We start from the raw sequence: 15,838 nt of genomic DNA on the forward strand, positions 1-15,838 counted from the left end.
AGGATATGATGTATAAAGTTATGGTCGTTGATGATGAAAAACTAACAAGAGACTTTCTAAAAATAAAAATTCCTGAATTACATCCTGATTGGGAAGTCACAGCACTTGCAGAAGACGGCAAAGTGGCCTGTGAAAAATATGAGAATATACATTTTGATTTGATATTAACGGATATCAAAATGCCTACTATGGATGGATTGGAGTTGTGCCGTGTAGTAAAAGAGAAGAACCCCAATCAAAAAATAATGATCTTATCAGGATATAATGAATTTCATCTAGCCCAAGAAGCGATTGCATATGGTGTGAAAGAGTATTTGTTAAAACCACTTATTATGGAAGAGCTGTTTTCAGCAATAGATAAAATTACTAGGGAATTGATAAGTGAAAGAGATCAAGCTTCGGAATATAAAACGATACAACTATTATCAGAAGATTCAAAGCAGCACATCATTCGGACCTACCTGAAAGCAATCATTACCGGGAACCATTTAGAATTAAATGCATTAGAGCCAGTGGTTTCAAAATGGAAAGTCAATCTAATGGCAAATACAGGTGTTATTATGATTATGTCCCTAGATGGAGAACACATTTTGGATCAAAACGTTCCATATAAAGATATTCCAATCTATCATTATATCTTAAATAGAATAGCTAAAGAAACAGTGGAAGATCAAAACATGGGGAAAATTGCAGCAGATGAATTTCATCGAACGATTATCCTTTTAACAGGAGAAGAAAGGCAACTAGAAGATCTTATATCACATATTCATGTTACTGTTTCCAATGCATTGCAAAAATATACAAACCTTACCATGACAAGTTCTGTGGGACGACGTGTCACTGATATTTTACAACTGCAGTCATCTTATAATTTAGCTAAAACCGCTTGGTTAAGCAAATTGAAAGATGGTGGTGATAATCTTTACTTATATGATGAACACGAAGTTGATCTACAGCTATTCAGTGATGTATTAAATCAAAACATCAATGATATTATTTCTGGTTATTTAAACAATAATGAAAGGATTTATGCTACGGCATGCAAAGAATATATAGATTTAATGAGTGATACTAGTAAACTTTCTGTATACCGATACGGCTATTATCTTATTAAAAAGATAGTCTCATTAGATAATACTTATGAAAAATTTGAGGACCAAGCATTAAAAAGGCTTAAGATTCCAGATTCGCAAAAAACTTTAACAAAAGAGGAAATTATTGACTTATTTCAATCGATTATAAAATTATTTATGGTCTCACCTTCAACTAAAGATACTCAGCAGGATATTATCTCACAAGCCAAACGATATATATATACTCATTATGGTGAGCCGCTTAGCCTATCACTTCTTGCTGATGAAGTTGGTGTAACTTCTAGTTACTTAAGTAATAGCTTTCACAAAAATGCAGGGGAATCTTATATAAAATTTCTAACTCGTGTTCGAATGGAACAAGCAGCAAAGTTTCTTAAAATATATCCTCATGCCAAAATTTATGACATCGCTGAGAAAGTTGGATACACTAGTGTTAAACATTTCTCACAAATATTTAAGCAATATTACCATATGCCACCTGGTAAATTTCAACAAAAGAAATCAAATTAGTACTTCATTGTACTAATTTGATTTCTAACTCAACTAGTTTCTAAATGCCATCAATCCTTGATTAATCGATTCTGTTTGATGATAGACTTCCTGATAAAGTCGAAATAAGTTTTGGTATTTCTCTACATTTTCTGGGATAGGCTCATATGTTTCTGCGTCTTCTAAAATTGTATCCGCCCCTTCTTTTAACGAAGCGTACCACCCAGATCCATATGCAGCTAGCATAGCAGCCCCCATACCAGGTCCCTGTTCACTCTTTAATTTTACAATCGTCGCATTAAAAATATCTGCTTGGATTTGCAGCCAATCCGCATTTTTAGCACCTCCACCGATCGAATACACGGTATCAATGTTTTTGCCATTTTCCCTGAAAATAGCAATGGATTCATGAAGAGAGAACGTAATCCCTTCTAATACAGCACGTGCAAATTCCTTTATGGTATGTGAGCTGTCCATTCCGATAAAGCTTCCACGTATTTGGGAATCAGCATGCGGAGTTCTTTCCCCCACAAGATATGGAGTAAATAGCAGTCCATTGGAACCGACCGGAACATCTCCGACTCCTTCTAATAACTCCTGAAAATCTTGATCTTTGGCAAAGGTATCCTTAAACCATGACAAGCTGTACCCAGCTGATAAGGTAACCCCCATAGCATAATAGGCATCCTCTTCCCCATGGTTAAAATAGTGCACTTTCCCTTTATAATCTTTATCTCCTGTTGACTCATAAGAAAGCACAACACCAGATGTTCCAATACTAGCAAACGTTTTCCCTTCAGATAATATACCAGAACCAATCGCACCACAAGCATTATCAGCTCCACCCGCAAATACATCTGTATTAGCAGATAAACCAGTTGCCTCTGCTACACGTTCTGTTATCTTGCCAACATTATCATGAGAGTTTACTAGTGGAGGACATATTGACACATCTAAGTCCAATAAGTCACAAATCTCGTTACTCCACTCCTTCGCATGAATGTCTAACAAACTAGTACCGGCTGCATCAGAATATTCCATATGCAACGCTTCTGTTAAACGATAACGTAAATAGTCTTTTGGTAAAACGAAGGTCTTTGCCTTGGCAAAAAGCTCTGGTTCATTTTCTTTTACCCATAAAATTTTAGGTAAGGTAAAACCTTCTAACGCTAGGTTTTTGGTTATCTCAATAAACTTTTCTTTGCCAATTTTTTCATAAATCGTTTGGCATTGCTTGGTTGTACGGGTATCGTTCCAGAGTATGGCATTGCGCAGGACTTCGTTGTTTTCGTCAAGCAGAACGAGTCCGTGCATTTGTCCGGAAAAACTCATGCCCTCAATTTCGGAGACAGATCCGTCAAATTGATCTACTAGATCTTTTAGTCCGGCTATTGTTTGTTCAACCCAGTCTTCTGGTCTTTGTTCGGAATAACCTGTTTTTTCTTGGATCAGTGGGTAGTCCTTTGAAATTTCTTCGACTACCTCGCCGGATTTATTAACTAGCAATAGCTTGACAGCACTTGTGCCAAGGTCGACACCGATTACATAACTCATAGCATCCCCTCGCTTTTTGTCTTATTTTCCTGCATACGCGTTTAACAGGTACTGATTGATCGTTGCTTTAATCAGTTCTAGGCGGCCTGATTTGTTTTCTACTTCCCCTAAGTTTAGTGCATGTTGTTCTAGTGATTTAAAGTCTGCCTTACCTTCCACGATATCTTTTCCAATACCTTCTTTAAAGCTTGCATAGCGGTCATCGATGATTTTTTCAAATACTTGGTCTTCTGCTAACTGACTTGCTACTTTATAGCCTACTGCAAAATGGTCCATTCCGGCAATATGTGCGTGGAATAAATCATTTTGTTCAAATGAACCGCGGCGTACTTTAGCATCAAAGTTTAAACCACCAGATCCTAAACCGCCATTTTTAATAATTTCATACATTGCTAGAGTAGTAGAATAGATATCTGCAGGGAATTCATCTGTATCCCATCCTAGTAATGGATCTCCTTGGTTAGCATCCACAGAGCCTAAAATGCCATTTACACGTGCATAACGTAATTCATGTTCAAATGTATGTCCAGCTAATGTAGCGTGGTTTGCTTCAATGTTTAATTTAAAATGATCTTCTAAACCATATTTTAGTAAGAATGCATGGGTAGACTGTGCGTCAAAGTCATATTGATGAGTCGTTGGCTCTTTTGGTTTCGGTTCGATTAAGAATTGTGCATCGAAACCAATTTCTTTTGCATAATCTACTGCCATATGGAAGAAACGGCCAAGGTTATCTTGTTCTAATTTTAAATCCGTGTTTAGCAGTGTTTCATAACCTTCACGACCGCCCCAGAATACATAATTCTCACCGCCTAGTTCTTTACCAATTTCTAATTGCTTTTTCACTTTTGCTGCAGCATAAGCAAAAGCATCTGCATTACTAGAGGAAGCTGCACCGTGAACGAAGCGAGGATTCGTAAAGTTATTCGCTGTGTTCCATAGTAATTTTACATCACTATCTTTTTTATAATTCTTGATCATGTCCACGATCGTATCTAAGTTTTGATAGGTTTCTCTTAAAGAATCCCCTTCTGGCGCAATATCTACATCATGGAAACAAAAGTATTTCGCACCGATTTTTTCAAAAAATTCGAATGCAGCTTCTACTCTTGCTTTCGCACGATCCATGCCGTCGTACTTATCCCAGTTACGAATCGCTGTTCCTACTCCAAATGGATCGGATAAGTCTTCTGTGAATGTATGCCAATAAGCCACACCAAATCGTAAAAATTCTTCCATTGTTTTTCCGTTTATTTTTTCTTCTGGATTATAGAATTTAAATGCCAGTGGATTATTTGATTTAGGTCCTTCAAATTTAATTTTGTCAACGTTTTCAAACCATGTCATTTGTTTATACCTCCATGCCTGTTCTCTAAATTATTGAATCCGTTATCATTATAGCAACTCTCACTAAGTTTGTCTACCGAATAAACAAAGAATATAGAATTATTTTTGTTCTTATGATAAACTATGGTTAACTGAATCCGTATACAAATAGAGAGAGTGAGTGAATTACGTGAGTCAAACATGGAATCAACACGTTGTCAAAAAAGAAAACAAAGCACTAGTACTAGAAACCATTAAGGAGCATTACCCTATTTCAAGAGCAAGTATTGCACAAGTCACTGGCTTAAATAAGGGAACAGTATCCTCACTTGTGAGTGAATTAATAGATGAAAAATTAATCCATGAGTCAGGCACAGGAAAATCTAGTGGCGGAAGACGGCCAGTTATGTTGTTCTTAAATGAATCAGCTGGTTTTACTATTTCTATTGATCTAGGTGTCAAAAGCGTTTTAGGTGTTTTAACAGATCTCAAAGGAAATATTAAACAAGAGAAAAGAGTACATTTTGATGACCCGTCATTAGAAGGAGTTTTAATGATTCTTTATTCTCTCATTGATGAATTACATGATAAAGCTCCTGACTCTGAATATGGAATAGTAGGTATTGGTATCGGTGTACCAGGTGTGGTAACAAATGATGGGGAAATTTTATTAGCGCCAAACCTTGGCTGGAAAAAAGTAGCTCTACAGCAAATGTTATTCGAGAAGTATCAAGTACCTATTACCGTGGAAAATGAAGCAAATGCTGGGGCATATGGGGAAAAAGTCTTCGGTGTTGGGCAAAAATCCAATGAGTTAGTATATGCTAGTATCAGCATTGGGATTGGTGTTGGTCTAATATTGGACGGAAAGCTGTATAAAGGATTACGAGGATTTTCCGGAGAGCTAGGTCATATGACGATCGAGAAAGATGGTAAACACTGTCGTTGTGGTAACCAAGGATGCTGGGAATTATATGCTTCTGAGCAAGTCCTTTTAGATAAAGCAGCTCAATTAGGATTGGAACATCAATCGATTAAGGAATTAGTGTCTGAAGCTGATAACGGTAATGAACAGGTTATTTCTTTATTCGAGGATCTCGGCGATTATATTGGCGTAGGAATTACCAATATTATTCATATTTTTAATCCCGAACAAGTCGTGATCGGTAATTCCATCATTGCAGCGTCTGCCTATATCCTCCCTGCCATTGAAAAACGAATAGAAAAAAATACGATCGGCTTTAATAAAGATGATGTACAGTTTAATGCAGCTAAATTAAAAGAACATTCAACTGTCATGGGAATAGCTGCTTTTAATGTCGAGAAGTTTTTTCAAACAAGTGTACATAATATCCAGTTAGAAGTGAACTAAAAAAACAGAAAGCTAGTATAGTGGAAAACTCCCTATGCTAGCTTTTTCTTTATACACCTGTTGCTAATGTTGGGCATATGTTATACATCGAGGTGATAGATATGGATATTCATAACAAACAATATTTGGAAAGTTTGATTGCATGGGGAGATGACGTTAAAAACATTATTCGTGATCATGACATGCCAGAATACGAACAAAACGAATGGATCCACCAATTAGAGGTATGGCAGCAAAAGATCCAAGACCTGTTAAGTACGGATTATCTAGAAACAGAAGACATGGAAGTACAAAATGTAAGAGCAGAAGGAGAACATATTTTAAACGAAATTCAATATTACGACAGCAGACAACAAAAGGAGAATAGTGTTCCATACGGCAAACATAAGCTGCCGCCCCTGCCTTATGCGTATGACGCATTGGAACCATATATAAGTGAAACGATTATGCGTCTGCATCATGATGAACATCATCAATCTTATGTAGACGGATTAAATGAAGCGGAAAAAGCATTGTATACAAGTAAAAAATCCAAAAACCCAATTAAACACTGGTTAAGAGAGCAAGCCTTTCATGGATCAGGGCATTTTTTGCATACCATTTTTTGGGATAATATGACACCAAACTCAAAGAAAAAGCCGTCAGGTGAACTATTACATCAAATCGAAAAAGATTTTGGTTCTTGGCAAAAATTCAAGGAGTTATTTTCGGATACAGCAAATTCTGTTGAGGGTAATGGCTGGGCTGTTTTGTTGTGGGAGCCTAGAAGTGGAAGATTAGCCGTACAATCTTTTGAAAAACATCAATTGTTTCAATTGCCTGATACCATTCCTTTATTAGTACTAGATGTATGGGAGCATGCTTATTATTTGCAGTACAAAAACGATAAAGCCACCTATATTAAAAACTGGTGGAATGTAGTCAACTGGAATAATGTCAACAAACGACTAAAAGAAGCTAAAAAAGTGAAGTGGGAGCTTTATTAAATAAAAGTGATCAACATTACAAATAATTGGGTCATAAGTTGATTTTTATTTCATAAGACTATTTAAATTAAACCTCATTACAAAATAGCTTTAAACTGCGTAGTAACTTTAAAAAGTGTTCATCCCACTCACTTTATGATGAGTGCTTAACCGACGCTGCGGAAAAACACTCTCTTTCACCCTAGGGCACAAGTGCGACATCTACTCAAGCTTCCTTCGGTCGCTTTCGCAGTGTCTTCTTTGCCGTGGGGAACGCTTCAGCCTCCTCACGAGCAAAAACCGCTCGCCCGAGGGGTCTTCAGACTGTTCCTTTCCCACAGGAGTCTCGTATTTTTCCGCAGCTTGGATGGGTGCTCGTTTTTAGTGAGAAAAAATACATTTTCTTACTGCTTACAAGCGGAAGAAATATACGTAGACTCCTGGGGGAACAGCGCGAGCTGAAGATCCCGCAGGCAGCTTGCTGCCGAGGAAGCTGAAGCCGTGCCCCCGGAAAGCGAAGTATATTTCTGGAGCGGTATTCAGACCTTTTTTAAGGCTTACGTCGCAGTTTTGTTCTAGTGTGTAATAAACCAACATTTAAAAAAGTTAACAGATAAACTCTCTAGCAACGCAACTGGCATATATTTGCTATCCGACAGGAGTATTGAATATTCCAGTTGCTGATCTGTGTATGTCAAACTAATCTTACCATACTTATTGATTCCTCATATCAAAAGTAAGACTGAAAAATTAAGGCGGCAGCGCCTATGGTAATGGAATTTTCCATTCGGTTTGCTTTTTTAAAATGGATCAGTTGACGCTCTGTTGAGTTTATAAACTGTTTAGCAGTCTGGACGACTTTTTCAAAATAATCAGGATACCTTTTGATTAGCTCACTATTTAATACGACTTGCTCCGGGTGCAATACGTTAATCATATTGGCTAAACCAACCCCATAACTGTAGGCAGATTGAAGCACAATATCTTGCAGAACTGGATCCCCTTTTTGCAAAGCTTGAAAAAAACGATCCAATTGATTCATTTTATCCAGTTGATCCCAATCCTCCAAAAAGGATATACTGTTGTTATCTGTCATCCTTTTCCCCATTTCTTCTAATAAAAAATCATAAGAAATAAGAGAAGTTAGGGATTTACCATTATGTATATCCAATATCATATCTCCAAAAGAACTGGCATCCCCTGTTTTATTTTGCATAATATGTCCGTCTGTAAGAACACCGCAACGTAAACCGCGACCACTAATACTATAAAGAATCGTTTGGTTCTGAACGGGGTCTTTTATATATTCATGCAATGTCGCTACATTTGCCCCATTTTCCAATACCACCTTGGTATCAAAGGTCTTTTCCAGCTCTTCAACAATCGGAACATTTTTCCAACCTGAAGCAATAAAGGCTTCTGGTCTAAGGATTAAACCCTTTTCTCTATCTAACGGACCAACCGTACCAACTCCGATTCCAAGAAGGTCTTGTTGAGATATATGATACTTTTTCATAAAATGTTGCGCTTTCTCTTTTAATAATGTAATGGTCTTATCAGGAGTATGTGTCTCTGTCATGGAGAACGAATAACTATCTACTTGCTGGAAAGTCAAATCCATTAACGTAATCGTCGATCTAATTCGTGAAATATCAATCCCTATTATAAATCCTGTCTTTGGTTCTACCTCATATAATGCAGGAGGTCTGCCACCGGAAGATTCTTCATATTGTCCAACCCGAATAAAACCTTCTTCTATTAAGGCTTCGAGATGTCGAGTAACTGTTGTTTGGGTCATGCCAGTAAGCTCTTTTAATTTTGATTTTGTAATGGGACCATCTTGATGAATATAGTGATAAATTTGTTTCATTCCAATATATTTATTGGATGTCTGCTGCAAAAATTGCCGAAACACAATGTTCTCTCCCTATTCCTAATATTTCTATTTATTATAACACGTGGTTAAACATTAGTGATAAAGGAAAGAGAATTTAAATAGTTCATAAACTGATGAGATTACCTATTTTTTATACCTTTTCGTTCTCTCATCCTCTATGACACCTTGCCAATTAAGTCCATAGGCAAAGTCATATTTATTTCCTTCTGTATCGATATGACATGCCATATCATGTGGCATATCTTCATATTGTTTTTCTACCGTTTCCATATCTTTTGGCATTTGCATAGGTAACAATCCAGATGGTTCCGATTCTCCTGTAATCGTGTCCAATAGTGCTTGATCTTGAACACCAAATTGAACAAATAATCCATCTATTTCATTCTCAAACTCCGATACCACTGCTGGATTAGAGAGTAACATAGAGACGATTACTGGTTTATCCTTCATTTTCTTTTTGGTTTGTAATATTAAATCTAAATCTGATTTGTTCTTGGTTTGGACTGTGTTTCCTTTATAAGAACGGTTTAATACTTCACGATTATCCCCTGCCAGACTTTCCTTTCGGGCAGTTGTTGCTGTGTAATCATGGTATTGTAAACTAATTGGCATATATCCAGATCCGCCAGTTTCACGATCTTCTTTACTATAACCGCTTCCCGAATCAGGTCCTTCTACACAAACCAGCGCAAAATCTGCTTCTTCGGGGTTATCTGTTACATGAAAATACTGTTGAACGAGATCTACATTAATGGAATGCTCCGTTTTATCTGGAACTTTATTGCCGAACCAATCGATTTGCTCTGGGAAATAACGTTTAGGAATATAAACCGTTAAGCCTTTCGCTAATGGAAGCACATCATTTTTATTTTTCAACATGACAATCGATTGTAATTGTGCCTGAAATCCTTCCTTCATATATGTTGGAGTTCCAACAGTTCGCGCACTTTCTGCTGCATCTAAATATGGATTTTCAAAAAGCCCTGTACGGAAAATATTTTTTAATAACTTTACAGCAGAGCGCTCCATTCGTTGACGCATGAATGCTTCTCCATGTTCTTGAACTCCCATTTTATATGCTTCTAACACTGGTTCCATTTCGTTATTTCCTCCAAATTGATCGACACCAGCCATGAGCAGCTTATAATGACGTTCGGCCACCGTTAAATCCTCGACTCCCCAAGGTTTACCTGCAAAAAGGTCAACAGTCTCTGGCTCATCACCTGTAATAAGCCAATCCGTGCACACAACCCCTTCATAAGCATAAGTATTTTGCAGTAAATCATGAATTAAGTGCTTATTGTAGGAGTTACCTACATTTTCATGGTTTTGTTGATCCTGATCATAAGAAATCGTATAATACGGCATGACAGCTGAAGCTTCTTTTGTTTTTCCTTTTAGCTGAAAGGCTCCTTCTGTGAAGGGTTTCATATGCTCTTCGAAATTGTTTCCTGGATAAACCGCATATTTACCAAATCCCCAATGGGCATCACGGCCTCCTTCACCGGATCCACCACCTGGCCAATGTTTGACCATAGCGTTAACACTGTCATAACCCCAGCCGTCTGCAATCTCTTTTTCTGCTTCTGATGTCTGAAATCCGTCAATATATGCTCTACCTAGATCTGTTGAAAGATGCGGATCTTCCCCAAATGTGCCATTAAATCGATACCACCTTGGATCTGTAGCGATATCAATTTGTGGAGATAAAGCCGTTGTTAATCCTAGCGCTCGATATTCTTTTGCCGCGATTTCGCCAAATTTTTGTACGGTTTCTGGAGAGAAGGTTGCTGCAAGACCTAAACTTTCTGGCCACATCGAAATATGTCCACCTGCTCCTTCATTAAACTCTTTACTAGAGTCACTTCCATGTCGTGGATCTGAACTGTTGTTGGCTGGTATCCCATGACCGATACCCTCTACTAATGCTTGTACATGATTGTTCCATTTTGCTGCTGTTTCAGGAGTTTCCACTGTTGTGACTAACACGTGTCTAAGGTGATCTTTTACCAAAAACTCCTTTTGCTGATCGGATAACTCCCAAGCCTTAGCGTCACTCTCATCAAACGTTTTGCCATCATATGTACTAACAAATGGTCCCCTTGTTGCAGCTGGAATCGATTGATGACGGCTATACAGCATCAAACCAGCAATCTCTTCGATCGATAATTTAGATGCTAAATCCTTTGCTCGCTCTTCAGCAGACAAACGCCAATCTTTATATGGCTCTAAGTCACCGCTTTTATTTAAATCTTTAAAATACAAACCGTCTTGCTCTATTAACGTAACTCCAGATTCCATCGAAAAACCTAAAACAGGACCATTTTTGTTTTTCTTATATTTTATCATGGTATACTCACCTCTTTTATTTTAGCTGTTTCTAAAAGATTTTTGCTTTTTATAATAAGGCTAACTGCACACGACGTAACTTTGAAAACTCGTTTCACGATGAGTGCTTAATCGTCGCTGCGGAAAACCACTCGCTTTCCGTGGGGAACGCTTTAGCCTCCTCACGAGCAAAAACCGCTCGCCCGAGGGGTCTTCAGACTGTTCCTTTCCCACAGGAGTCTCGTATTTTTCCGCAGCTTGGATGGGTGCTCGTTTTTAGTGAGAAAAAATACATTTTTCTTACTACTCACAAGCGGAAGAAATATACGTAGACTCCTGGGGGAACAGCGCGAGCTGAAGATCCCGCAGGCAGCTTGCTGCCGAGGAAGCTGAAGCCGTGCCCCCGGAAAGCGAAGTATATTTCTGGAGCGGTATTCAGAGCTTTTTTTAAGGCTTATGTCGCAGTTTGGCAAGGTAACACAAAACAATGTGAAAAGAGCTTTATTTTAAACTAAATGATGATCTATGCAAATAAAGCCGCAGCCTGTCACTGCGACTTTGTTTGCTGTTAAGACAACACTTTTTGTTTCTGCGCCTCGTTTAATTGATCAATCATATCTTGTAACATCTCTTCGGTAAAATGGCCCCCGCTGAAGTTAGCTAGTGCACGTAACGGGAGATATTTCATCATCGCTTCCATCATTTCCGAAGATTCTTCACTATCAGCTGCCGCATCCATTAGTGGATTATGTTTATTTGCTTCTTGTAATAATTCTTTCGCTAAAGAAGCAATATCTGGATTGGCTAAAAGATCTCCTACTGTAGTATTACGATGAATCGTTTGTTGTACGGGAACAGTTGATGTAACATGAATAGAATCTTTTAGGACTATATCTTGTGAAGACTTTCCGATTAGGATTTCAAAATCTCCTGTTTCCACATGCCAATCTTGTAACTCCACATTATAGTAAGCAAAGGCGCGTTTATCTAATGTAAAGGAAACTTCTTTTGCCTCACCTGGCTGTAATGCCACTTTTTCAAAACCTTTTAATTCTTTTTCTGGTCTGATCACACTGCTATCTACATCTTTCACATATAACTGTACGACTTCTTTTCCAGCAACTTCTCCAGTATTTTTAACTGTTACTTTTACAGTTACAGTGTCTGTATCTTGTAAGTCTTTTTGGCTAATGGATAAATCACTATATTCAAATGTGGTATAGCTTAAACCATACCCAAATGGAAATAGTGGCTCTACTTCTTTTGTATCATAGTAACGATAGCCTACAAAAATCCCCTCTTTATATTCCACTGTATCTCCTTCTCCTGGGAAATTTAAATAAGACGGATTATCGCTTAATTTGATTGGGAAGGTTTCTGCTAACTTTCCGCTTGGATTTACATTGCCGAATAAAATATCTGTAATCGCACCACCTAGTGCTTGGCCCCCAAGATATCCTTCTAGAACGGCTTTCGCTTTATCTAACCAAGGCATTTCTATTGGTGCACCATTACTCAATACGACAATTACGTTTGGCTGCACTTTGGCAACTTCTTCGATTAATTGTCGTTGGTTTTCTGGAATATCTAAGTGAACACGATCGTATCCTTCTGACTCGTAACGATCCGGTAATCCTATAAATAATACAGCAGCGTCAGATTGAGTAGCTGCACGCTTTGCTTCTTCTACTAATTGATCATCCACTTTATCACTATCTAAGTCATAGCCTTGAGCATAAGCAATATTAGATTCACCCGAAGCAGTTCGCTTCATTTCTTCATAAATATCATCAAGCTGAGTAGGATTGATGTGAGAACTTCCCCCGCCTTGATATCTCGGCTTTTTAGCAAGGGCACCGATAACAGCAATATCGTTATCCTCGGAAAGTGGAAGCACATCTCGATCATTTTTCAGAAGAACCATGCCTTCACTTGCCACTTGTTTTGCTAGTTGGTGATGCTCTTTCTTATCATAACTAGCATCTTCCTTTTGATAATCTACTGCCATGAAAATGATGCGTAATAATCGTTGTACTGCACGATCTAGCTTTACTTCTGAGAGTTTACCAGATTTTACTGCTGCTAGAATTTTGTTATCTCCTAAGCCATAGCTTGATGGCATTTCAAGTTCAAGACCAGCTTCTAAACCGTCCACTCGCTCATTAACAGCTCCCCAATCAGAGACTACAAAACCTTCAAATCCCCATTCATCTCTTAAAATATCTGTTAATAAATTTTTACTTTCTGCTGCAAACTCTCCATTTACTTTATTGTACGAACACATCACCGTCCAAGGTTCTGCCTTTTTCACTGCCTGTTCAAAGCTTGCGAGATAGATTTCTCTCAACGTACGTTCATCTACTACAGCATTTGTAGACATACGACGGTGCTCTTGATTGTTTGCTGCAAAGTGTTTCAGCGATGTACCTACTCCTTGGCTTTGTATACCTTTAATATGATTAGCTGCCATCTCTGAAGATAGATATGGATCCTCAGAAAAATATTCGAAGTTTCTACCACATAACGGAGAACGCTTAATATTAGCACCAGGCCCTAGTAAAACTCCTACATTCTCTGCTTGTGCTTCTTCCCCTAATGCGATCCCAACTTTTTCAATTAACTTACGATCCCAAGAACTTGCAAGACCTACAGCAGAAGGAAAGCATGTCGCAGGTACACTATTACTTAATCCTAAGTGGTCTGCATCTTCCGCTTGTTTACGCAAACCATGCGGTCCATCTGTTACCATAATCGATGGAATGCCCAGACGTTCTACACCTTTTAAAAACCAAAAATCTAAACCAGAACACATGCCTACTTTTTCTTCTAAAGTCATTTGTTCTATTAATTGGCGAATATCTCTTGTCATATTTCATCCTCCGTTTCTTTTGAATAAAGCGTTTACTTATAATAATATCTTAATGTATTATTCAAAAGATTAATGGTGTTTTTTTAATATTTATAGTATTTTTATGTTATTTTTTAAGGAAAGTTGCAGCTATCATCACTACAACTTTCCTTTATTGATTTCTTAATGAGTTCTACCAGCAAGATTAATGAAATATAATAATTTATCTTTTTCTTTTTTCTCAAAAGTTTGCTCAACAAAAGAATGAATGAGCCCACCATCTATTTCCTCATTAAAAGAATTTTGTACAAAATGTTCCAATTTCTTCAATATGTTTGCTCTTTCCTTTTCTGGAGTTGTGTTTAGCAATGCACGAACTTTATTTTGCGCAGATTTTGTCCAGGAGTATGATTCCAAGACCTCTATTTTTGCTGCTTGTTTCATTTGTTGATGTTGATCTTGTAAATCATCGATACTAATATCACCCTCTTTTGGTATGCCTAATCGCTCATATTGTTCCTCTGGTGCCTCATGCTTTCTCATGATCTCTGCCATTTTTTTAATCAATTTTTGCTCTACTTCTGCATCTTCTATTTCGTTATGTTGTCCAGGATCATTCACAATATCGTATAATTTTGAGCCATATTGGAACGGATTTACAAAACCTCTTCCCGCTTCCATTTTCATCACTTTGGCTCTACGTGTAAAAGAAAAGCGATCTTCTAACTCAATGTCCGTTAATTCATTTACAGAAAACATTTGTCGCATATGTGTTGGCATTAAGGTATATTCATATAGAGGTTTATTTTGTGGTAAGACAGGTCCTCTCATATATACATAATTTTTGTCTACTATGTTGACATGCCCGCCATGAAATCCAAATAAGGCAGCATCTTTTGCAGTATTTTTTTTCTCTTCCTTAAACAGATCTCCGATTGGGCTCCCTGTCATTTCTTTTGGAATTTCCACATCAAAAAAATCTAATAATGTGGGAGCAATGTCTATTAATTGCACTATTTCTTCATTGCGTTGCCCTTCTTCTTTATACCTTGGATCCCACATAAACATTGGAATATGAGCAATCTCTTGATAAACAGGCATAATAGCTTTGGACCACCACCCATGCTCACCTAGCAAATAACCATGATCTGTATTGACAATTAACATCGTGTCTTCCCACATATCGTTTTCATCCATCATATCAAGCACTTTACCTAGATAATGATCACACATACTTAACAATGCAGCATATTCATATTTTCCATGCTCGACAGTTTCCTCACCTTCTCTTACAAAATAATAAGGTGGCCAATCAAACTGTTTTCCATCATATTCATGAGGATATAACTCTTTATATTTTTTATAAGATGTAAACGGCTCATGGGGATCAAATGTTTCTAATTGCAAAAACCATTGATCCTCATCCTTATTTTTATCTATAAACTCTAATCCAGCTTGAAATGTCATGGCTTGTGGATGCTGTTCTTCCTCTTTGTAATATTCTCTATTGATGACATCTTGTCGGAACAAAGGAAACTCCTTCATTTCTGGTACTTCTGTCTCTGGTAGGTCCGGATCTTTCACATGCCCTTTCCACGGATCTCCTTCCTGCCCTCTAAAACTTTCCCAAGAGCTGTATCTAGTATGATAGGTTGCTCCACCGTCCTCCCAATAATGTTGGTGGTCGGACACTAAATGCGTATAAACACCATTATTTTTTAGTATTTCCGGCATCGAATGATCAAATGGCTCAAGGGGCCCCCAGCTGCGATGTAAAAAGTTATAACGTCCTGTATGCAAATCTCTTCGTGCTGGCATACAAGGTAAACTTCCTGCATATGCGTTATCAAAGGTAACCGTTTTATCAGCTAACCGTTGAAAATTGGGAGCATGAACCCAATCACATCCATACGGTGGCAGCATATGACGATTTAACGAATCAAACATGACCATGATTGCTTTCAT

The 15,838-nt window shown here is 37.7% G+C and carries 9 protein-coding genes; 3 read left to right on the top strand and 6 right to left on the bottom strand.

All coding sequences use genetic code 11. The features are described 5' to 3' along the window. Nucleotides 1-5 precede the first annotated feature (5 nt). Complete coding sequence (locus GHD00_RS09650; RefSeq protein WP_163537958.1) at nucleotides 6-1,604, top strand: response regulator transcription factor; 1,599 nt, start codon at nucleotides 6-8, stop codon at nucleotides 1,602-1,604. A 33-nt stretch (nucleotides 1,605-1,637) separates the two neighbouring features. Here GHD00_RS09650 and xylB read toward each other — a convergent pair whose 3' ends face one another. Both xylB and xylA read right to left on the bottom strand, forming a co-directional pair. Beyond that, on the bottom strand, nucleotides 1,638-3,137 hold the full coding sequence (xylB, locus tag GHD00_RS09655; protein WP_163537959.1) for a xylulokinase: 1,500 nt from the start codon (nucleotides 3,135-3,137) through the stop codon (nucleotides 1,638-1,640). A 21-nt stretch (nucleotides 3,138-3,158) separates the two neighbouring features. Further along, a complete protein-coding gene (xylA, locus tag GHD00_RS09660; protein ID WP_163537960.1) occupies nucleotides 3,159-4,484 on the bottom strand; it encodes a xylose isomerase in 1,326 nt (441 codons plus the stop codon). A 169-nt stretch (nucleotides 4,485-4,653) separates the two neighbouring features. Between xylA and GHD00_RS09665 the strand changes: the two genes are divergently transcribed. Beyond that, entirely contained in the window at nucleotides 4,654-5,835 is a 1,182-nt protein-coding gene (locus tag GHD00_RS09665) for an ROK family transcriptional regulator (protein ID WP_163537961.1), read from the top strand. Nucleotides 5,836-5,936: 101 nt separating this feature from the next. Further along, nucleotides 5,937-6,821, top strand: a complete 885-nt coding sequence (locus GHD00_RS09670) for a superoxide dismutase (protein ID WP_163537962.1) — start codon at nucleotides 5,937-5,939, stop codon at nucleotides 6,819-6,821. A 709-nt stretch (nucleotides 6,822-7,530) separates the two neighbouring features. Here GHD00_RS09670 and GHD00_RS09675 read toward each other — a convergent pair. The 4 genes from GHD00_RS09675 to GHD00_RS09690 form a co-directional block, all read right to left on the bottom strand. Continuing rightward, the gene (locus tag GHD00_RS09675) at nucleotides 7,531-8,715 is read right to left on the bottom strand and encodes an ROK family transcriptional regulator (RefSeq protein ID WP_163537963.1); all 1,185 of its coding nucleotides are present in this window, start codon (nucleotides 8,713-8,715) and stop codon (nucleotides 7,531-7,533) included. A 105-nt stretch (nucleotides 8,716-8,820) separates the two neighbouring features. Continuing rightward, nucleotides 8,821-11,046: a glycoside hydrolase family 3 protein gene (locus GHD00_RS09680; protein WP_163537964.1), complete on the bottom strand. Its 2,226-nt coding sequence runs from the start codon at nucleotides 11,044-11,046 to the stop codon at nucleotides 8,821-8,823. Between the two features lie 547 nt (nucleotides 11,047-11,593). Further along, nucleotides 11,594-13,894 (bottom strand): glycoside hydrolase family 3 C-terminal domain-containing protein, encoded by a 2,301-nt coding sequence (locus GHD00_RS09685; RefSeq protein ID WP_163537965.1) that lies wholly within the window; start codon nucleotides 13,892-13,894, stop codon nucleotides 11,594-11,596. Nucleotides 13,895-14,056: 162 nt separating this feature from the next. Then, on the bottom strand, nucleotides 14,057-15,838 hold the full coding sequence (locus GHD00_RS09690) for a sulfatase (RefSeq protein ID WP_163537966.1): 1,782 nt from the start codon (nucleotides 15,836-15,838) through the stop codon (nucleotides 14,057-14,059).

The sequence above is a fragment of the Gracilibacillus sp. YIM 98692 genome (genome assembly GCF_010993965.1).
Taxonomy (GTDB): Bacteria; Bacillota; Bacilli; order Bacillales; family Amphibacillaceae; genus Gracilibacillus.